The organism is Streptomyces sp. NPDC090083 (genome assembly GCF_044747445.1).
Classification (GTDB): Bacteria; Actinomycetota; Actinomycetes; order Streptomycetales; family Streptomycetaceae; genus Streptomyces.
Genome location: NZ_JBIVED010000005.1, coordinates 424,250 through 443,651, shown reverse-complemented (window position 1 = coordinate 443,651; position 19,402 = coordinate 424,250). Strand labels below are relative to the sequence as shown.

The 19,402-nt window shown below is 71.0% G+C and carries 16 protein-coding genes; 13 read left to right on the top strand and 3 right to left on the bottom strand.

Translation table 11 applies throughout. The features are described from left to right. Window positions 1-28: 28 nt before the first annotated feature. From ACIPTO_RS21405 to ACIPTO_RS21375, 7 genes are all read left to right on the top strand, one after another. Complete coding sequence (locus ACIPTO_RS21405; protein WP_401194507.1) at window positions 29-1,351, top strand: ABC transporter substrate-binding protein; 1,323 nt, start codon at window positions 29-31, stop codon at window positions 1,349-1,351. Then, window positions 1,338-2,291 carry a sugar ABC transporter permease gene (locus ACIPTO_RS21400; RefSeq protein ID WP_366315123.1) on the top strand — a complete coding sequence of 318 codons (954 nt, stop codon included), beginning with the start codon at window positions 1,338-1,340 and terminating at the stop codon, window positions 2,289-2,291. Before ACIPTO_RS21405 ends, ACIPTO_RS21400 begins: the two co-directional genes overlap by 14 nt. Beyond that, window positions 2,288-3,118, top strand: a complete 831-nt coding sequence (locus ACIPTO_RS21395; RefSeq protein WP_366315121.1) for a carbohydrate ABC transporter permease — start codon at window positions 2,288-2,290, stop codon at window positions 3,116-3,118. The genes ACIPTO_RS21400 and ACIPTO_RS21395 overlap by 4 nt, the downstream gene beginning before the upstream one ends. 5 nt (window positions 3,119-3,123) lie before the next feature. Further along, window positions 3,124-5,079, top strand: coding sequence for a hypothetical protein (locus tag ACIPTO_RS21390; RefSeq protein ID WP_401194503.1), 1,956 nt, complete (start codon window positions 3,124-3,126; stop codon window positions 5,077-5,079). After that, a complete protein-coding gene (locus ACIPTO_RS21385; protein WP_366315117.1) occupies window positions 5,079-5,870 on the top strand; it encodes a ribonuclease activity regulator RraA in 792 nt (263 codons plus the stop codon). The genes ACIPTO_RS21390 and ACIPTO_RS21385 overlap by 1 nt, the downstream gene beginning before the upstream one ends. Window positions 5,871-5,907: 37 nt before the next feature. Continuing rightward, window positions 5,908-6,843, top strand: a complete 936-nt coding sequence (locus ACIPTO_RS21380; protein ID WP_401194501.1) for an aldo/keto reductase — start codon at window positions 5,908-5,910, stop codon at window positions 6,841-6,843. Between the two features lie 112 nt (window positions 6,844-6,955). Next, window positions 6,956-8,530: a beta-xylosidase gene (locus ACIPTO_RS21375; RefSeq protein WP_401194499.1), complete on the top strand. Its 1,575-nt coding sequence runs from the start codon at window positions 6,956-6,958 to the stop codon at window positions 8,528-8,530. Here the strand turns inward: ACIPTO_RS21375 and ACIPTO_RS21370 are convergent. After that, window positions 8,527-9,408, bottom strand: a complete 882-nt coding sequence (locus tag ACIPTO_RS21370; protein WP_401194496.1) for an amidohydrolase family protein — start codon at window positions 9,406-9,408, stop codon at window positions 8,527-8,529. The genes ACIPTO_RS21375 and ACIPTO_RS21370 overlap by 4 nt on opposite strands. Window positions 9,409-9,412: 4 nt before the next feature. Next, window positions 9,413-10,144: an SDR family NAD(P)-dependent oxidoreductase gene (locus ACIPTO_RS21365; protein WP_401194493.1), complete on the bottom strand. Its 732-nt coding sequence runs from the start codon at window positions 10,142-10,144 to the stop codon at window positions 9,413-9,415. A gap of 424 nt (window positions 10,145-10,568) precedes the next feature. Here ACIPTO_RS21365 and ACIPTO_RS21360 point away from each other — a divergent pair, with 424 nt between their 5' ends. The 3 genes from ACIPTO_RS21360 (at window position 10,569) to ACIPTO_RS21350 (ending at window position 14,773) form a co-directional block, all read left to right on the top strand. Then, on the top strand, window positions 10,569-12,773 hold the full coding sequence (locus ACIPTO_RS21360; RefSeq protein WP_401194490.1) for an MMPL family transporter: 2,205 nt from the start codon (window positions 10,569-10,571) through the stop codon (window positions 12,771-12,773). A 99-nt stretch (window positions 12,774-12,872) separates the two neighbouring features. Next, on the top strand, window positions 12,873-14,078 hold the full coding sequence (locus ACIPTO_RS21355) for a sensor histidine kinase (RefSeq protein ID WP_401194488.1): 1,206 nt from the start codon (window positions 12,873-12,875) through the stop codon (window positions 14,076-14,078). Then, window positions 14,075-14,773 (top strand): response regulator, encoded by a 699-nt coding sequence (locus ACIPTO_RS21350; protein ID WP_401194486.1) that lies wholly within the window; start codon window positions 14,075-14,077, stop codon window positions 14,771-14,773. Before ACIPTO_RS21355 ends, ACIPTO_RS21350 begins: the two co-directional genes overlap by 4 nt. Before the next feature lie 139 nt (window positions 14,774-14,912). Here ACIPTO_RS21350 and ACIPTO_RS21345 read toward each other — a convergent pair whose 3' ends face one another. Next, the gene (locus ACIPTO_RS21345; RefSeq protein ID WP_401194483.1) at window positions 14,913-15,560 is read right to left on the bottom strand and encodes a TetR/AcrR family transcriptional regulator; all 648 of its coding nucleotides are present in this window, start codon (window positions 15,558-15,560) and stop codon (window positions 14,913-14,915) included. A 140-nt stretch (window positions 15,561-15,700) separates the two neighbouring features. On the opposite strand from ACIPTO_RS21345, the gene ACIPTO_RS21340 reads away from it, so the two are divergent. The 3 genes from ACIPTO_RS21340 to ACIPTO_RS21330 all read left to right on the top strand — a co-directional run bounded on the left by ACIPTO_RS21340 (window position 15,701) and on the right by ACIPTO_RS21330 (window position 19,309). After that, window positions 15,701-16,639 (top strand): MBL fold metallo-hydrolase, encoded by a 939-nt coding sequence (locus tag ACIPTO_RS21340; protein WP_401194480.1) that lies wholly within the window; start codon window positions 15,701-15,703, stop codon window positions 16,637-16,639. Between the two features lie 64 nt (window positions 16,640-16,703). Beyond that, window positions 16,704-18,302, top strand: a complete 1,599-nt coding sequence (locus ACIPTO_RS21335) for an MFS transporter (RefSeq protein ID WP_401194478.1) — start codon at window positions 16,704-16,706, stop codon at window positions 18,300-18,302. After that, on the top strand, window positions 18,299-19,309 hold the full coding sequence (locus tag ACIPTO_RS21330; RefSeq protein WP_401194475.1) for a fumarylacetoacetate hydrolase family protein: 1,011 nt from the start codon (window positions 18,299-18,301) through the stop codon (window positions 19,307-19,309). The genes ACIPTO_RS21335 and ACIPTO_RS21330 overlap by 4 nt, the downstream gene beginning before the upstream one ends. Window positions 19,310-19,402 lie beyond the last annotated feature (93 nt).

Sequence of the window (19,402 nt, the reverse complement as noted above, 5' to 3'; positions counted from 1 at the left end):
GATAGCCGAGAATCGAGTTGAGGTCACCATGAGACACAGTGGATTCATCAGCGACGGAGCGGCGACGCCCTCCGTCCGCCCGGCACGACCGTCCACGCCGCGCGGGGCCAAGGCCGTCGTCGCCGCCGGGCTCGCCACGGCCGTCGTGGCACTGGCCGGTTGCTCGTCCTCCTCGACCGCGGCTTCGGGCAGCGGGGGCATGACAGGCGACATCCGCATCCTCGCCAACATCACCCCGGTGCTGACCAAGTCCTACTACCAAGGGCTGGTCGCTCCGTTCGTCAAGAGCCATCCCGGCGTCAAGGTCGTCATCGAGTCGCCCTCCGGTACGAACGTCCAGTCCACGCTGCAGCAGGAACTCGTCTCGGGATCGGCCCCGGACATCGTCGCCAGCAGCCTCGACCCCGTGGTCGCCCAGCAGATGACGACCTTCCCCGACGAGTCCTGGGTGACCTCGACACCGCTCTCGGACTCCGCCAAGGTGGACGGCAGGATCTGGCAGGTCGCCACCGGTCTGCAGAACCAGTCCCTCGTCTACTACAACGAGACCGCGTTCCAGAAGGCCGGCATCACCACGGCGCCGAGGTCCCTCGCCGAGTTCACGGCGGCCCTCGGCAAGCTGCAGCAGGCCGGATACGTCCCGCTGCAGACGGCGGGCGAGTGGGTCACGGGTGCGCAGTTCTCGATGATGGCCAACCCGGCCCTGCTCGGCGACGACCCGACGTGGTACGCCGAGCGGAACGACAAGAAGGCCACCTTCAAGAAGAGCGCCTACGACACCTACCTCAAGGCCTACGCGGGGTGGATCGCGAGCGGAGCGATCCCCAAGAACTCCCTGGGCGAGAAGTACCAGGCCTCCATCGACAACTTCCTCGCCGGCAAGTCGGGCATGTTCGTCATGGGCAACTGGCTCAACGCCAGCGTCAACTCGGCGAAGAACCTGCCGTTCAAGGTGGGCGCCTTCCCCACGCCGACGCCCGACGGCTCCCCGCCGAAGCAGATGAGCGGCCAGGCCCAGCCCTACTCGATCCTCAAGTCCTCCAAGCACCAGGCCCTCTCCCTCGCCCTGGTCAAGTACCTGGTGACGGACAAGAACGCGGTCACGACGTCGCTCAGGTCCGAGGGCAACTTCCGGGCCGGATACAGCTATCCGGGAACCGCGCTCGACGAGGCCGTGGGAAAGATCGTCGACACCGCGCCCGGCACGGTGGCCGGGACCTCAGGACCGGGAGTGAACGCCGGCTTCGGCAACGAACTGAACACGGTCGTGCAGTCGCTCTACACCGGCAAGTCCGCCGACGAGGCGGCCGCGAAGCTCGACTCCTGGTGGAACGACAATGCGGGCCAGTAGCACCACCGCCCGGCCCGCCGCCCCGACCGCGGCCGTGACCCGGCCGCCGTCGAGGACCGCCCGGTCCCGTGCCCGGCGCCGCGAGTCCGCGACCGACATCGTGATGATGGCTCCACCGGTCCTCCTGGTGGTCGGCCTGATCGTCGTACCGATCGGGATCGCGGTGTACCTCAGCTTCACCGACTGGAACGGCTTCACCACACCGCCGCACCAGGTCGGGTTCCACAACTACGTCCGCCTCACCAAGGACCCGGCCGTCCGCCACGCGGCGTTCGTGACTCTGCTCATCACCCTCGTCGGCACCGTCGTGTGCAACGTACTGGGCCTCGGGGTCGCCCTCCTCCTCAACCGCAACAGCCGGCTCAACGCGGTCCTGCGGGTGCTCGTCTTCTACCCCTACGTGGTGGGCCCGGTCATCCTGGGCTTCCTCTGGTCGTCCGTCCTCGGCACCAACGGCGCGGTCAACGCGGTCGTCGGCGCCCAGCACTCACTGCCCTTCCTGTCCGACCCGACCTGGGCCCTCGCGACGGTCACCTGCGTGATCGTGTGGTCCAGCTTCGGGGTGAACGTGGTCCTTTACCTGGCCGGTCTCCAGACCGTGCCGGACAGCATCATCGAGGCCGCGAGGATCGACGGCGCCTCCCCGTGGCAGACCTTCTGGCGCGTCAAACTCCCGATGCTCGCGCCGACCGTGACCGTGAACGTGGTCCTCGTCGTCATCGGCCTGCTGCGCGTCTACGAGCTGATCCTCGCCCTGACCGCCGGCGGCCCCGCAGGAGAGACCCAGAGCTTCGTGTACACCATCCTCACGTCGTCCTTCGACAACACCCAACTCGGCTACGGCGCCGCCCAGTCGGTCGTGCTGATGATCGTCATCATCCTCGTGACCGTCGGGATCACCGCCGCGCGGCGACGCAGCGAACAGGCGGTGGCCGCATGACCGCCCGCCGCGCGGGGCGTGCCCTGGCCGTCCTCGCTCTGGTCCTCGTCATGGTCGGCCCGCTGTACCTGATGCTGACCAACGCCTTCAAGTCGCAGCACGACATCCTCAACCGGCCCTTCGGCTGGCCCGCGGGCGGATTCTCGCTGACGTACCTGCACCACGCGCTCACGTCACCGGACTTCAACGTGGTCGCCGCGTACGGCACGACCCTGATGTTCGTCGTCGCGATCAACGCGCTCAACCTCCTCGTGGTGGGACCCGCGTCGTACGCCATCGCGCGCGGAACCGGCCGCTACCACCGGGTCGTCCTGCTGGTCCTGCTGGCCGGTCTGTTCATCCCGGGCCAGACCCTCGTCATCCCCGTGATCTACGTGCTCAAGGCGCTCGGCCTGATCGGCACGATCCCGGGCTTCCTGCTGTTCGAAACGACGCTGACCATTCCCACCACCGCCTTCCTGTTCGTCGCGTTCGTGCAGACGGTCCCCCGGGAACTGGACGAGGCCGCGCGGATCGACGGCGCGAGTCGCTACGGCACCTTCTGGCGGGTGATCTTCCCGCTCATGCGTCCCGTCGTCGCGACCGCGATGGTCCTCAACTCGGTCGGTGTGTGGACGGACTTCGTCAATCCGCAGTTCATCCTCGGCCCCCAGTCGGGGGTCTACACGGTGACGACCGGCGTGTACGCGGCCATCAGCCGCCTCTCCACGGACTACACGGTCGTGTATCCCAACATGCTGCTCGCCACCGCGCCGGTGATCGTGTTCTACGTGTTCATGCAACGGCGCATCATCGGCGGCCTGACCGCGGGCGCGCTCAAGGGATAGGGACGATGGACGAAACACAGGGTGACCCGACCCGCGTCGAGGCGACCGTCCCGATCCGGGAGACCCCGCTGTGGGCGGTGCTGGAGCGACGCCTGTTCTCCGTGCTCGACACGGCGTGGCGCGAGTTCGCGGCGACGTACTGCGGTCCCGACGGACGCCTGACCTACGGCGGACGCATGCACCACCGCGACGGCGTCGACGACTTCTACGAACCCTTCTTCAACTGGCCCGTCCTCTACCGGCTCGGCGGAGCGGACGACCTGCTCCCCGCGGTCAAGGAGCACTGGGCCGGAGTGACCGCGCAGATGACGGAGTTCGGCTTCGTCCGCGACGAGTACGAGGTCGGCTACGACTGGTTCCACCAGGGCGAGTCGCTGAACTTCTTCTACGCCATCTGCGCGGCCGACCCGGACGACAGCGACTTCCGCGAGCGGGCCCTGCGCTTCGCCCGCCTGTACACGGACCCGGCCCGCGGCAACTACGACCCCGACGCGCGGATCATCGTCGCCCCGCACACCGGATCGGGCGGGCCACGACCGGGGCTCGGGACCGAGTGGATCGAGTACAGCGCGACCCAGGCCGCGATGAAGCCGTACGGACTGCCGCTCGACGACCTTCCCGGCATCACCCGCTGGGACGACCTGTACGCGCAGGAGAACGCGCGGCGCATGGGTGACGCCATGCAGGACCGCCTCGGCCGGGGCGACACCGCCGTCAACCTCGCCGCCACCTCGCTGGTGACCAACGCCTGGCTCTACGACCACGCCCCGGAGCTCGGGGACTGGGTCGTCGAGTACGTGGGCGCGTGGCGCGAGCGCGCGGCGGCGAACGGCGGCCTGATCCCGGACAACGTCGGCCCTTCCGGCGTCGTCGGCGAACTGCACGGCGGGCACTGGTACGGCGGCCACTACGGCTGGGCCTGGCCCCACGGGCTCCACTCCGTCGAGTCCGCCGCCATGATCGCCGCCGTCAACGAGACCCTCGTGACCGGCGGCACCGCCGGCCTGGACCTCGCCCGCGCGCCGCTCGACACCGTCATCGCCCGGAGTGTCGTACGCGCCGACGCCGCCACCGCCGGAAGCATGGGCTGGGGCTGGGCGCAGAAGATGGACGTCGCCCCCGGCGTACCGGTCCGGCTGGTGCCCTACCGGCACGGCTCCGACGGCTGGTTCGACCTCCACCCGGTCCCGCTGGTCTACCCGGTCTGGCTGTGGTGGCTGACCTCGGAGGCCGGCGACAGGAAGCGACTGGAATCGCTGGAGGAGGACGCCGGCTTCGACTGGCGGGACACCAAGTGGTTCCAGGACAAGGAGGAGCAGGGACACGAGGCACCCTGGGTGTCGTTCCTGCTCGGCCGCAACCCCCGGTATCCCGAGGACGCCCTCGGGCTCGCACTGGGCCAGGTGGCACGACGGCTGGCCCTGATGCGGGAGACGCCGTACGGACCACCCGACGACGACATCCACTGGTGGCAACGGCTCAACCCGGTCGTCACCGAAGTCCTCACCCAGCTCGTCACCGGCGCCCCGCCCGCCCTCTACAACGGAGGACTCGCGCTGGCGAGGGTCACCTTCGGCGACGCGCTGCGCGGGCGCCCCGGCCTGCCGGACGACGTGGCCGCGCTGGTACGCGAGGCCGATGCCGACGGCGTGCGCCTGGAGCTGGTCAACCTCGACCCGGCCGCACGGCGCGAAGTCGTCGTCCAGGCAGGCGCGTTCGGAGAGGACCGCATCGACCGTGCGGTCTTCGACCAGCGGGCCGACGACCGTCCCGGCGACTCCCGCGGCTATCTCGTCCCCGATCCGCGGACACGGCAGGCCGAGGCGCCGGTCGGATCGTCCCGCCTGCTGATCGCGCTTCCCCCGCTGCACCGCATCTCCCTGCGGCTGGAGATCACCCGGCGCGCACAGACACCGGCCCACACCAGCTTCACCCGACCCACACCCCGGAGAGACACCTGATGGACACCGAGAACCTGACGTCGGAAGTGTGGCCGCTGCCCGTTCGCGGCGAGGCCTTCGAGCGCGCCGACGCCGATCACCTCCGCCGCATGGAAGGGATCAGCGCGGCGACGGCATGCGCGAAACTGCACTCCATGGGCGTCACGCGCACGGCCGTCCAGGGGCCCACGGCGCTGGAGACCGGAAGCCGGGTCGTCGGCTCGGCTCTCACCCTCCAGTTCATGCCGCAGCGCGAGGACGTCGCGAGCGGCCTGGGCCAGGAGTACGTCGAGCGGGACACGGCGCTCTGGGCGGTCCTGGAGACGGTTCAGCCCGGTGACGTGCTCGTCGTCCAGGCCTGGGGCAGCTCGTTCACCGGCTGCTTCGGCGACATGCTCGTGCGCTACTTCAAGCGCCGCGGCGGTGCGGGGATCGTCGTCGACGGCCGGATCCGGGACGCCGCCAGAGTCCGGCAGCTCGGCGTACCGATCTGGTGCACCGGCACCACCCCGCACTACGCGTCCCAGACCGACCTCTTCCCCTGGGCCTACGACGTACCCGTCGCGGCGGGCGGCGTGCTCTGCCTGCCCGGTGACGTGGTCGTCGCCGACGACGACGGTGCCGTGATCGTGCCGGCCGGCAAGGCGCTGGAGCTCATCCAGGACGCCGAGGACCACGAGGACTGGGAGTCGTTCAGCCGCATGCGCCTGGAACAGGGCGCCCGGCTCTCCGACTACTACCCGCTCAGCTCCAACAGCCGCGCCGAGTACGAGACATGGCGCGACAACCAGACGCGGTCCCCCGCACGGTGACCGGCCGTCGCATCCGGCCGGCGGGCGGGGGAGCCGCATGAGGTACGGCGAACTCGGCTCCTCCGGAGTGCGGGTGACGGCGCTCGGACTGGGCACCGCCCAGCTCGGCGACCTCTACGAGGCCATGTCGCAGGAGCGTGCGACAGCGATCGTGGACGCCGCCTGGCAAGCCGGCATCCGCTACTTCGACACCGCACCGCACTACGGACTCGGTCTGGCGGAGAAGCGGCTCGGCCACGCGCTGCGCTCACGGCCGCGGGCACAGTACGTGCTCAGCTCCAAAGTCGGCCGGCTGATCAGGACCGGCAACAGGGGTGAACCCGAACGGAGTTGGGACTTCACCGAGGCCGGCGTCCGCAGCAGCGTCGAGGATTCGCTCGGACGGCTGGGCCTGGACCGGCTCGACATCGCGCTCCTGCACGACCCCCAGGAACGGCTCACGGACGCGCTCGGCACCGGGCTTCCGGCGCTCGTACGACTGCGTGAGGAGGGCGTGGTCGGCGCGATCGGCGTCGGCACGGGCGACCTGACGGCACTCACCGCCTTCGCCGACCGCGCCGAGCTGGACACGATCATGATCGCTGGGAGATACACCCTCCTGGAACAGCCGGCGCTCACGAAGGTGATCCCGGCCGCCCGCGCGGCCGGCATCTCCGTGCTCAACGCCGGGGTGTTCAACTCCGGAATGCTCGCGCAGGACCGGCCCGCCCCGGACGCGCGCTACGAGTACCGGGCAGCCCCCGGCGCGCTGCTGGCGCGAGCGCGGCGACTGGCGGAGCTGGCCGCGGCGGCCGGCACGACGCTGCCGCGGGCGGCCCTCGCCTATGCGGCGCGCGACCCGCTGGTGGCGTCGGTCGTCGTCGGCGCGGACAGCGCCGGACAGATCCTCGCCAACGCGCGCATGGCACAGGACCCCCGCCCGCTGGACGGCCTGTGGCACGCACTCGTCGCCGCCGGCCTGATTCCCGCCTGAATCCCGAACCGACCGTAAAGAACAGGAGATCCATGAGACTCACGCGTCCCGGAGGACCGGAAGGCGATGACCGTCGGGCCGGCGCGACCGCCCACCGTCACGGGAGCCGTTCGTGCGACTGACCCTTGATCTCACCGACGCTCCGCACGTGCCGCTGGACCACTTCTGGAGCCGGGTCGTCGGCGCGGGGCGGGCCAACGAGGGACTGCGCGCCGACTGGCAGAGCCAGCTGACCCAGGCGCACCGGCTCGGTGGCTTCGACTACGTCCGCTTCCACGGCCTCTTCCACGGGGACATGTTCGTCTACCAGGAGACCGACGGTGAGGTGGCGCCCTCCTTCCACTACGTCGACCTGCTGTTCGACGCGATCCTCGCTGCCGGGATGCGCCCGTTCGTCGAACTCGGCTTCTGCCCTCCGGAACTCGCCCGCGAGAAGGCGACCGTCTTCTGGTGGGGCGCCAACGGGTCGCCGCCCACGGACCACGAGAAGTGGGCCGCGCTCGTACGCGCCACCGTCGAGCACTGGGTCGGGCGCTACGGGATCGACGAGGTGCGCGCGTGGTACTTCGAGGTGTGGAACGAGCCGAACCTCGGCCCCTTCTTCCGCGGTACCCGCAGCGAGTACTTCGAGCTGTACCGGGTGACGGCCGAGGCGGTGAAGTCGGTCGATCCCAGGCTGCGCGTCGGAGGCCCGGCGACGAGCAACTTCGTTCCGGACGCCCGCTTCGACGGCGAGACCGAGGACACCACGCAGCACGAGACGGTACTCACCGCCGCCGACCTGGACGCCCTCGACTGGCGGCCGGTGTGGCTGGAGGAGTTTCTGCGGTTCTGCGCCGGCCACCGGCTTCCGGTCGACTTCGTCTCGTGCCATCCGTATCCGACGGACTGGGCGCTGGACGGACACGGCAACGGCCGCAAGCTCACCCGAGGCGTCGACGCCACGCCGACCGATCTGCGTCTGGTGCGGGAGATCGTCGACGCCGGCCCCTATCCGCAGGCCGAGATCCACCTCACCGAGTGGAGTTCCAGTTCCAGTTCGCGCGACTTCACCCACGACTACCCGCAGGCCGCCGCGTTCGTGGTCCGCTCGGTGCTCACGTCCATCGGCCTGGTCGACAGCCTCGCCTACTGGACCTTCACCGACGTCTTCGAAGAAGAGGGCGCGGGCCGGGATCCCTTCCACGGCGGGTTCGGCATGCTCAACCAGAACGGCATACCCAAGCCCACCATGCACGCCTATCGCATGCTGAACGCGCTGGGCGACCGGCTCGTCCACCGCGAAGAGGGGCTCGTGGTCACCAGGCGCGGCACCGCGGTGTCCGCCCTTGCCGTCCACTATCCGCAGGAGGTCTCCCTGTCGGTCCCTGCGTCGTTCGGTACCCGGGACATCGCTGAACGCACCCTGGCGACGGGCCGGCCGAAGAGCCTGACCCTGCGCCTCGCCGGACTGACGGCCGGTGCGACCTACACCTTGGAGGTGGTCGACGACCGGCACGGCTGGGCGATGGCCGAGTGGACCAGACGAGGCGGCGACGGCAATCCGTCCAGGGCCGACATCGACGCGATCCGTGCGGAGGCCGGGCAGGGCGCGGTCACCTGGCACACCGTCTCCGACGACGGCGTCCTCGACGTCGAGGCGAGGCTCCGGCCCTGGGCGATCGCGTTGCTGAGCCAGGCAAGCTAGTGGATCGGGCTCCGGCCGGCGGAGCGCTTCATCCCGTACCAGCGCGCCGCCGTCCCGCCGTACACCTCGGACTGCTCGTGCGGGCTGAGCCGGGCCGTCAGTGATGCGGCGACAGCGACCGTCTGCTCGTAGGAGGCGGCGAGCAGGCAGACCGGCCAGTCGGAGCCGAACATCAGCCGGTCCGGGCCCAGTTGCTCCAGGAGTACGTCCGCGTACGGCGCGAGGTGGCGCGTGCGGGGTGCGGGGGAGCGGGTGACCGGGCCGGAGAGCTTGACGGTGACGTTGGCGCAGCGGCCCAGGCGGATCATGGACGCGGCCCAGGGTGCCAGGGCGTCCGGCGCGATGTCGGGATTGCCGGCGTGGTCGAGCACGAAGCGCACCTCGGGCAGCTCCTCCACGGCCCGTACCGCCATGGGCAACTGGTCGGCGCGGACCAGCAGTTCGTAGACCAACCCGGCGGCCCCGATCGCTTGCAGACCCCGGCGCACCTCGTCGCGGTGCAGCCACGTGGTATCCGTCTCCTCCTGGACCGCGTGGCGGACACCCACCAGCAGCGCGCCCCCTGGACCCTCCCGGAGCCGGTCCAGTGCCTCCCCGATTCCCGGATCGGTCACGTCCGTCCAGCCGACGACGGCCCGCACGTGCTCGTCCCGAGCAGCCAGGGCGAGCAGATCGGCGGTCTCGTCGGCCACGGCCGAGGTCTGCACCACCACTGTGGCGTCGATTCCCGCCCCGCGCAGGTGGGGGCGCAGGTCGGCCATGCCGAAACTGCGGTTCAGGGCCGGGAGGTTCCGTGTCCAGGGCTGATCGCGGACTGCCAGGTCCCACACGTGGTGGTGCGCGTCGATGCGCCAGGGCGTGGCCGGCTGCGAGTCCACCGGGTCAGTCCTTCCGGCGCAGCCGCAGTCCGGCCATGCCTCCGTCGACCGCGAGCGCGGTTCCGGTGACGGAACCGGCCGCGGGCGAGGCGAGGTAACAGATGGCCTCGGCCACCTCCTCGGGGTCGACGAGGCGTCCATGGGGCTGCCGTGCCGCCAGGGCTGCTCGTTCCTGCTCGGGGTCGTCGGCGCTCTCCAACAGCCGCTCCACCCATGGGGTGTTGACTGTTCCCGGGTTCACCGCGTTCACGCGGATGCCGTCGGCCAGGAGATCGGCTGCCATGGCCAGGGTCAGCGACAGGACGGCGCCCTTGGCCGCCGAGTACAGGGCGCGGTCGGGAAGGCCCGCGGTCGCCGCGATGGACGCCACGTTCACGATCGCCGCGCACGATGAGGCGCGCAGGCTCGGCAAAACCGAGCGGGTCGCCCGGACATGTCCCACGACGTTGACGTTCAGGACTCGGTGCCACTCCTCGTCGGAGTTGTCCTCCACACGGCCCTGGGCGCCGACTCCGGCGTTGTTGACCAGGATGTCGAGTCCACCGAAAGCCTCTACCGCCGCGCGCGTGGCCGCCGTGACCGAGGGGGTGTCACTCACATCGCCCTGGACGTGGAGGAGTTGGTCCTCGGGGGGCGGCCGCAGGTCCAGGACCGCAACGTGAGCGCCCAGGGCCGTCAGTCTGCGTGCGGTGGCCAGCCCGATGCCGGACGCCCCACCGGTGACCAGGGCTCTCATTCCGTCGAACGCACCCATGTCACACCCGCCCCGACGCGCAGCGGAGCCGGATGACGGGACAGGTTCTCGACTGCAAGGTGTCTCCTGCGCAAGAGAGGACGTCGGGACGGGAGGACGCGAACGGAACAAGGCCGGAGGCCCAGGTTTCGCACGCGGCTCTCCCAATGAAATCGATTAAGTTCTATCGATAGACGATCGAAGCGCCTGTCGTGGTCGCCCGTCAAGAGCCGGTGCCGAGAACGCGGCCATGCCGCGCGGAGTCATCCCGGGGCCGGAACAGCCCCTCCTCCCGGAGGAGGACAGCGGCGCACCGGCTCATGCAGGGACACCAAGCGGGATTGCGAGCACGCGCACGATGTGGCCGCACCCCCCGTCCCGCCAGGCTGGTCGTCCACCCGAGACCTCACCTGGAGAACCGCTTCCCGTGGCTACCTCGCTCTACCGTCTGGGCCGCACGGCCTTCCGGCGCCGCTGGCTCGTCGTGCTGTTGTGGGCGGTGATCCTCGGCGGTGCCGGGGTCGGCGCCGCCCTGGCTCCGGCCCCGTCCGACGACGGCACGTCGTTCATGCCCGGCATCGAGGCGCAGAAGGCGTTCGACCTCATCGGGGAGCGCTTCCCCGGCACGGACGCCGACGGCGCCACCGCACGCATCGTGTTCGTCGCGCCCGCCGGAGAGAAGGTGACCGCCTCCGGCAACCGGGCCGCCATCGACGCGTTCGTGACGGAGGCGTCCGGCGAGCCCGAGGTCCAGAACGCCGTGAGCCCATTCACCGCGGGCGCGGTGAGCAAGGACGGCTCCACCGCCTACGCCACCGTGAACTACGAGGTGAAGGCCGCCGACCTCACCGACACCGACAAGGCCGCCCTGGAGAAGGCCGTCGGCGAGGCGCGCGCGTCCGGCCTCACCGTGGAGGTCGGAGGCACCGCCCTCGCCGAACAGCCCGCCGCGGGCGGCAGCGCCGAGGCCATCGGCATCGGTCTCGCCGCGGTGATCCTGCTGATCACCTTCGGCTCGCTCGCCGCGGCCGGGCTGCCGCTGCTCACCGCCGTGCTCGGCGTCGGGACCAGCATGGCCGCGATCATGGCCTCGGCCGACGTCTTCGGGCTGTCCCTGACCACGGGCACGCTCGCCTCGATGCTCGGACTCGCGGTCGGCATCGACTACGCCCTCTTCGTCGTCTCCCGCTACCGGGAGGAGCGCGCGAACGGCCATGCGTCGGCCGAGGCGGCCGGACTCGCCGTCGGCACGGCAGGCTCCGCCGTGGTCTTCGCCGGGCTGACCGTCGTCATCGCACTGGCGGGCCTGACGGTGGTCGGCGTGCCCATGCTGACGAAGATGGGTCTGTGCGCGGCGGGCGCCGTGGTCGTCGCCGTGCTCGTGGCCCTCACCCTCGTCCCGGCGCTGCTGGGCATGTGGCCGGATGCGGTGCTCTCCCGCCGCACCCGCAAGAAGCCGGCGGCCCCCGCCGCGACCGGAAACGGCGGAACCCGCTGGGCGCGCTTCGTGCTGCGCCGCCCGGTGGCCGTGCTGGTCGTATCCGTCGCGGGCCTTGGCGTGCTGGCCCTGCCCGCCGCGAGCCTGGAGATGGGCATGCCGGGCGCCGAGTCCAAGCCCGTCTCGTCGACGGAACGCCGGGCCTACGACGCCCTCGCGGACGGCTTCGGCGCCGGCTTCAACGGCCCTTTGACCCTCGTCGTCGACGCCCGGGACGCGACCGACGCCAAGGCGGCCGTGACGGAGATCGCCAAGGAGATCGGCGCCACCGACGGGGTCGTGTCCGTCTCCTCCGCGCAGTTCAACAAGGCGGGCGACACCGCGCTCTTCTCGGCGGTCCCGGCCACCGGCCCGAACGACGAGCACACCAAGGACCTCGTCCGTGCCATCCGCTCGGAACGCGCCGCCCTGGAGCGCGGGACGGGGGCGACCTTCGAGGTCACCGGCAGCACCGCGATGAACATCGACGTCGCCGAGGCCCTCCAGGCCGCGCTGGTGCCCTACCTGGCCGTCATCGTCGTCCTGGCGCTGCTGCTGCTCCTGGTGGTCTTCCGGTCGGTGCTCGTACCGGTCAAGGCGGCGTTCGGGTTCCTGCTGTCGGTGCTGGCCGCCCTCGGCTCGGTGGTCGCGGTCTTCCAGTGGGGCTGGGGCGCGCAGGTGCTGGGCGTGGAGCAGGCCGGTCCGATCATGAGTCTGATGCCGATCTTCCTGGTGGGCATCGTGTTCGGCCTGGCGATGGACTACGAGGTGTTCCTGGTCGCACGGATGCGGGAGGCGTACGTCCACGGCGACCGCGCCACCGACGCCGTCGTCTCGGGGTTCCGGCACAGTGCGCGGGTGGTCGTCGCCGCTGCGGTGATCATGATCGCGGTGTTCTCCGGATTCGTCGGGTCCGGGGAGTCCATGATCAAGACGATCGGGTTCGGGCTCGCCGTGGCGGTGCTGTTCGACGCGTTCGTCGTACGGATGGCGCTGGTGCCCGCCGTGCTGGCGCTGCTGGGCGACAGGGCGTGGTGGCTGCCGGGCTGGCTGGACCGGGTGCTGCCCCGCGTCGACGTGGAGGGGGCCGGGCTCACGACACTGCCGCCTGTGACGGGTGGCGAGAGCGTGTGCCAGGAGCCGGCGCGGGTCTGACGGATCGTGGCGGGGGGAGGGTGGCGGCGCCGGGCAGCCCGGCGCCGCCACCCACACGATGTGTGAGCATGGCTGTTCCCTGACGTGTTTCGGAGCGTGATGAGTACCAGTTGGCGGCACCGGGCGGCGGCCCGTCCCAGGGCGCTCGACCTCGCGGTACTGGTCCTCCTGTTCGCCGTCACCGTCTCCGGCGTCCTGGCTACCCGCGCCCTGTCCCCCGGCCCTCTGGTCCTGTGGCCCGGCATCGTCCTGTGCGCGCTCGCCTGTGCCGCCCTGAACCGGCGGCGGCACCATCCGCTGCCCGTCCTCGCCGTCACGGCGTCGTGCACGATCGTCGTGGGCGCCCTGGGTTACCTCCTGACGCCCCTGCTGATGGGCCCGCTGCTGGTCGCGCAGTACGAGACGAGCTTGCGCACGTCCCGGCGCACCGGGTGGAACAGTGCCCTGATCGTCACCGGCTGCGTGGTCGTCGGCGGCCTGGTCTTCCCCTCCTTCCTGGACTCGGTGGCCTTCGCCGTCGTCAACCCCACCGCGTGGATCCTGCTCTGCGCGGCCCTCGGCGGCCACCGGCGGGTGCGCCGGGAGTACGCCGTGGCCCGCGCCGAACACGCCGACCGGCAGCGCGAGGAGGAGGCACGGCACCGGGTCGTCCAGGAGCGCATGCGGATCGCGCGCGAACTGCACGACGTGGTCGCCCACCACCTGACCCTGGCGGACGCCCAGGCCGGAGCCGTGAAGCACCTGGTGCGGACCCGGCCCGAGCAGGCCCAGGAGATCATCGACAAGCTCCCGGAGACGACGGCCGCCGCCCTGCGCGAACTCAAGATCACCGTCGGACTCCTGCGGCAGGACACCGACCCCGCCGACGACCTGGACCCCGCGCCGGGACTGGAGCGGCTGCCCGAACTGGTCGACTCCTGCGCTGCGGCGGGCCTCCAGGTCACCGTCACCGTCGAGGGGGAGCGGGGGTCGCTCACGCCCGTACTCGATCTGACGGCCTACCGCATCCTCCAGGAGGCGCTGACCAACGTCACCAAGCACGGCTCAGGGAGCACCGCCGACGTACGGCTCGCTTACACGCCCCAGCGGCTGAGCCTGACCGTCGCCAACGCCACCGCCGCCGGCCACACCTTCGCCCCGCCCGGTCCGGGAAGCGGGTTCGGCCTGGTCAGCATGCGTGAGCGGGCCACTTCGGTGGGCGGCACCTTCCACGCGGGCCACCGTGCCCAGGGCGGCTTCGAGGTCCTCTGCACCCTGCCGTTCGACACGCCCCTCGACAGCCCCGACGAAAGTCCCGCGCCATGACCATCCGTGTTCTGCTCGCCGACGACCAGGCGCTGCTCCGGGCCACCTTCCGCATCCTCATCGACTCGGCCGAGGACCTGACGGTGATCGCGGAGGCCGCCGACGGGCGGGAGGCCGTCGAACTCACCGAAGAGCACCGTCCCGACGTGGTCGTCATGGACATCCGGATGCCGCATCTCGACGGAGTCGCGGCCACCGCCGCGATCTGCGCCCGGCCCGAACTGACGGACACCCACGTCCTCGTGCTCACCACCTTCGAGAACGACGAGAACGTGGCCAAGGCCCTGCGCGCCGGCGCGAGCGGCTTCCTCGGCAAAGGCGTCAGCCCCGACGTCCTGCTGTCGAGCATCCGCACCGTCGCGGGCGGCGAGGCGCTCCTGTCGCCCGCCGCCACCCGGGCGCTGATCACCCGGTTCCTGGCCACCCCGGACACCGACGCCCTGCTCGCCCTCCCCGCCGCCGTCAAGACCCTGACCGATCGCGAACGCGAGGTCGTGACCCTGGCCGCGCACGGCAGGTCCAACGCCCAGATCGCCGAGTGGCTGGTCCTGAGTCCGCTCACCGTGCGCAGCCACATCCAACGCGCCATGACCAAACTGGACGCTCGCGACCGCGCCCAGCTCGTTGTGGCCGCCTACCAGAGCGGGCTGGTCACCCCCCGGCCACCGGCGCCGGGTTCGGCGGACGCCGGCTGACTCGGCCGCGCGAGGAGGCCGGCGGCTCGGCGGGGACGCGGACATCTCCTGCCGTTCGGCCCATGGCCCGCGCATCGCCGTGCCGGGTCCGTGGGCGGTGGACCACCAGGCCGAGACCGGCGAGTGCTGCGCTGCGCTGTCAGGGCTTTCCGTTCTCTCCCCGCCGGACCAGGAGGCCCGTCAGGACGATGTCGAGCGCACCGCCGAGTCGCTCCTGGAGGTCGAAGGGGGCCGGTTCCTCGCGGATCCAGCGCAGGATCGTGGAGAAGTAGCACATGGCCAGCAGCGCACCGGCCTGGCCGCAGTCGACGTCCGCCCTGATCTCTCCCCGCCGCAGGCCTTCCTCGACGATCCGTGCGAGATCGACCTCCAGCGACGGGTCCTGGAGGAGGCGGCCGTAGCGCGCCGAGGCGTCCATCAGTACGGAAGTCTCCGCGCGGGAGGCGATGTTGAGGTCCGCCATCTCCTCCAGGTAGCGCCGTAGCCGGTCGTCGACGGGAAGATTCTCCGCGTGCTGCGCGCCGAGGATCTCGCCGACGCGGGCCCGGCGCCGGGCGCCCCACTCCTCCAGGAAGCCGACCTTCTGCGCGTAGTGGTTGAAGACGGTGGCGCGGGCCACGTCGGCGGCCTCGGCGATCTGCTCCATGGTGGTCGTCTCGAACCCGTGGGCCACGAAGAGACCGACGGCCGTGTCGTAGAGGTGGTCGTGCAGTTTGCGGCGCCTGCGCTCCTGGCGTCCGACCGTCGCGCCGCCCTCGGTCGCGGCCGTCGTGTCAGGGATCTTCATGGCGCCCAGTACAGCACAACGCCTCCCGCCTCTTGACCTCCACCCGGCAGGTCTCTAGATTCCTGGCCATTGGTGGACTCTAGTCCATCAATGGATTCAAGTCTCACTGTCATAGCCGTGGGACGCGTCAAGGAGGCACGATGGCTTCCGCCACCTCTCCCACAGGCTGGACCCCGCTGCGCGACGGCTGCCACGCCTGGATCGCGGGCGCCGACGGCTGGGGCATGAGCAACGCCGGGCTGATCACCGGCCGAGGCACCTCACTGCTCGTCGACACGCTCTACGACCTGCGGCTGACCGGAGCCATGCTGGACGCGCTGACACCGCTCACCGCGACAGCGCCGATCGCCACCGTGGTCAACACCCACGGAAACGGCGACCACTGGTTCGGCAACCAGTTCGTCGCCCACGCCGAGATCATCGCGGCCCGCGGATCGCTCGCGGACATGCGGCAGGTGGGGCCGGCCGAGATGCGCGCGCTGACCGGCATGGACAACCGGACCGGCCGCTTCGCCCGCCGGATCTTCGGGCGCTTCGACTTCACAGACCTCGAACCGGTCCTGCCCACCCGGACCTTCGACGGCGAGACGGCCCTCGACATCGGCGGCACGGAGGTCCACCTCATCGATGTGGGCCCCGCGCACAGCGCCGGGGACACGCTCGTGCACGTCCCGCGGGCCGGGGTCGTCTACACCGGCGACATCGTCTTCGCCGGCGCCACCCCGGTCGTCTGGCACGGCCCCTTCGCCCGCTGGCTCGACGCCTGCGACCTGCTGCTCGACCTCGACGCCGACATCATCGTGCCCGGCCACGGACCGGTCACCACCAAACGAGCCGTCCGCGAGATCCGCGACTACCTCGCGCACGTCCATGAACAGGCCGGCCTCCGGTTCAGCGCCGGCATGCCGGTGATGGACGCCGCGCACGACATCCGACTCGGCCGCTTCGCCGACCTGGGCGAGAGCGAGCGCCTCGCCGTCAACGTCCACACCGTCTACCGGGAGCTCGACCCCTCACTGCCCCCGCTCGACGGCCCCGGCCTCTTCGGCTGCATGGCCGAACTGTCGGCCGACGCCTGACAGTTCCGCCCCCCCGACCGCCAGTCCCCGACATGCGCATGCGCCGGCCTTCAAAGGAGAAGCCATGGCCGCCACCCCTGCCTGCACCCCACCGACCGCACCGTCCCTCACCGCACCCGAAGCCCGCACCCGGCACACCGGCACGATCGTCGCCGGCTGCCTGGCCGTCTGCCTCGCCCAGATCGGGCTGGTCCTGCCCGCCGCGATCAACGGCGTCATCCAGCGCAGCCTCCAGGCGTCCGGCTCCCAACTGACCTGGATCAGCGACGCGTTCCTGGTCCCCGCAGCCGTGCTCGCCCTGACGTTCGGCGTCCTGGGCGACCTCTACGGCCGCAAGAAACTGCTGGTGGGCGCCTCACTGCTGGCCGCCGTCGGGTACCTGGTCTCCGCCACCTCCGGTTCCCCGGCCCAACTGATCACCGGTCAGGCCATCTCCGGCATCGGAGCCGCCGCGCTCTTCCCGGCCTCGCTCACGATGATCACCGCCGTCACCACCACACCGGCCACGCGTGCCAAGGGACTCGCCTCCTGGACCACGGCCCTGTCCCTGGGCGCCCTCATCGCCCCGCTCCTGTCCGGCGCCATCGTCGAACACGCCTCGTTCCAGTGGGCGTTCGGGGCGACCGGAGTGATCGCCGTGATCACCGCCGCGGCCGCCTGGCTGCTGGCGTCCGAGTCCAGCGCACCTGAGGGACGCTCACTGGACTGGCCCGGTCAGATCTGCATCGCCGTGGCCATGCTCGCTCTGCTCCACGGCATCATCCAGGGCCCCTCGGACGGCTGGGGCTCGGCACCGGTCGTGCTCTCCTTCGTCGCCTTCGTGGTGTTCATCGCTGCATTCGTGGCCGTGGAGAACCGCAGTGCCGCCCCGATGCTGCGCCTCGAACTCTTCCGCATACGGGCCTTCGCCGCGTCCGCCGCGATGGCGGTGATCGGCATGTTCGGCTTCCTCGGCGGCGCCTACGACTTGAGCATCCGGCTGGGAGTCATCCAGCACCAGAGCCCGCTGCGCGCGGCGATACCCTTCGTGATCATCCAGGGCATCACGCCGTTCATCTGGCCCCTGCTGGCCCGGCTGCTGCACCACGTCGGCCCCGGACCCATGCTCGTCACCGGCTTCGTCTCCCTGGCCACCGCCCAGTTGTGGCTGCGCGCGGTGCCGGTCCAGGAGACCGGGCTGCTTCCCCTGCTCGGGCCGCTGGTCCTCAACGGCGTCGGCTTCGGCCTGGTCGTCGCCGCGCTCACCGCCGCCGCCGTCAACGTCGTACCGCCAGGCCTGACCGGCATGGCAGGCGCCACCACCAGCCTGGTCCGCGACCTCGGCCAGACCCTCGGCCCGGCCGTCGTCGGTGCCGTCGCCCTCGGCATGGCCGCCGACCGCCTCACCGGCGACCTCGCCGGCGCCGCGCTCACCCCCAAGGAACACGGCATCGTCGGCGCGGTCCTGGACGCGGGCGGACCGCTGGCCCTGCACACCGCCGACCTGGGCCCGCTCAGTGCCAGACTCGCGCCCTACACCTCGGACGCGCTGGCCCACGGCTACGACAACGCCCTGCTGCTCACAGCCGCGGCCTGCGCGACCGCCGCCGTGATCGCGGCGGTCTTCGTCGGACTCCGACCCGGAGCCACCCACCCGGTCCGATCACAGGAGAGCGCGGAATGAAGCTCGCCACCTTCGTCCACGACGGAAAGCGACGGTCCGGCATCGTCGCCGGCGACCGGATCCACCCTTTCCCCCACCCGGTGGAACTGCACGAACTCATCGCGGAGGGAGCGGAGCCGCTGCGCGAGGCGGGAGAGCGGGCCCGCACCGGCTCGCAGCCCGTGGCACTGACCGAAGTACGGCTGCTGCCGCCTCTCCAGCCGCCGACGGTCCGGGACTTCATGACGTTCGAGAGCCATGTCGCGGGCGTGGCGCAGGGATACGGCGACACGGTGCCCGACGAGTGGTACGCCGCGCCCGCGTTCTACTTCACCAACCCGTACGCGATGATCGGCGCGCACGACGACGTACCCGTCCCACCCGGCTGCGGTCGCTTCGACTTCGAACTCGAAGTGGCCGCCGTCATCGGCAAGGAGGGCCGGGACCTCACCCCCGAGCAGGCACGCGAGCACATCGTCGGCTACACGATCCTCAACGACTGGTCCGCGCGCGACCTCCAGGGCCGGGAGATGAGGGTGAAACTCGGCCCGGCCAAAGCCAAGGACACCGCCACCACCCTCGGCCCCTGGCTGGTCACCACCGACGAACTCGAACCCCACCGCGACCAGGAAGGCTTCCTCGACCTCGCTCTGACCGTCCACGTCAACGGCGAGACGATCGGACAGGACCGACTGACCTCCATGGCCTGGACGTTCGAGGAGATGGTGGCCTACGCCTCCCGCGGCACGTGGGTCCGCCCCGGTGACGTCCTGGGCTCGGGCACCTGCGGCAACGGCGGCTGCCTGGCCGAACTCTGGGGCCGCACCGGCGTTCTGGAGCTCACGCCCCTCATCCCCGGTGACACCGTCACCATGAGCGTCGAGGGGATCGGCACCATCAGCAACACCGTCGTCGAGGGCGTCGCACCGACCCCTGTACGGAAGGCACGCCGCAGGGAAGGGAGTTCGGGCCGTGAGCGCGTGGGCACGATCGGGTCGCGACCGGGTACCGGACCGGCCCAGGCGTAGGCCGGGCCGGTGCGGCGCGGTGATTCGAGCGCGCGGACCATCTGTCGACGAGGCCTGTGGGACCGCATGAGGCGCCAGCCGCAGCGGGCACGC

Bases quoted from the DNA above. Each gene is read 5' to 3' on its own strand.
- ACIPTO_RS21330 (WP_401194475.1), top strand. From the start codon at position 18,299: ATGAAGCTCGCCACCTTCGTCCACGACGGAAAGCGACGGTCCGGCATC.
- ACIPTO_RS21340 (WP_401194480.1), top strand. From the start codon at position 15,701: ATGGCTTCCGCCACCTCTCCCACAGGCTGGACCCCGCTGCGCGACGGC.
- ACIPTO_RS21405 (WP_401194507.1), top strand. From the start codon at position 29: ATGAGACACAGTGGATTCATCAGCGACGGAGCGGCGACGCCCTCCGTC.
- ACIPTO_RS21335 (WP_401194478.1), top strand. From the start codon at position 16,704: ATGGCCGCCACCCCTGCCTGCACCCCACCGACCGCACCGTCCCTCACC.
- ACIPTO_RS21400 (WP_366315123.1), top strand. From the start codon at position 1,338: ATGCGGGCCAGTAGCACCACCGCCCGGCCCGCCGCCCCGACCGCGGCC.
- ACIPTO_RS21380 (WP_401194501.1), top strand. From the start codon at position 5,908: ATGAGGTACGGCGAACTCGGCTCCTCCGGAGTGCGGGTGACGGCGCTC.
- ACIPTO_RS21390 (WP_401194503.1), top strand. From the start codon at position 3,124: ATGGACGAAACACAGGGTGACCCGACCCGCGTCGAGGCGACCGTCCCG.
- ACIPTO_RS21385 (WP_366315117.1), top strand. From the start codon at position 5,079: ATGGACACCGAGAACCTGACGTCGGAAGTGTGGCCGCTGCCCGTTCGC.
- ACIPTO_RS21350 (WP_401194486.1), top strand. From the start codon at position 14,075: ATGACCATCCGTGTTCTGCTCGCCGACGACCAGGCGCTGCTCCGGGCC.
- ACIPTO_RS21395 (WP_366315121.1), top strand. From the start codon at position 2,288: ATGACCGCCCGCCGCGCGGGGCGTGCCCTGGCCGTCCTCGCTCTGGTC.
- ACIPTO_RS21365 (WP_401194493.1), bottom strand. From the start codon at position 10,144: ATGAGAGCCCTGGTCACCGGTGGGGCGTCCGGCATCGGGCTGGCCACC.
- ACIPTO_RS21355 (WP_401194488.1), top strand. From the start codon at position 12,873: ATGAGTACCAGTTGGCGGCACCGGGCGGCGGCCCGTCCCAGGGCGCTC.
- ACIPTO_RS21345 (WP_401194483.1), bottom strand. From the start codon at position 15,560: ATGAAGATCCCTGACACGACGGCCGCGACCGAGGGCGGCGCGACGGTC.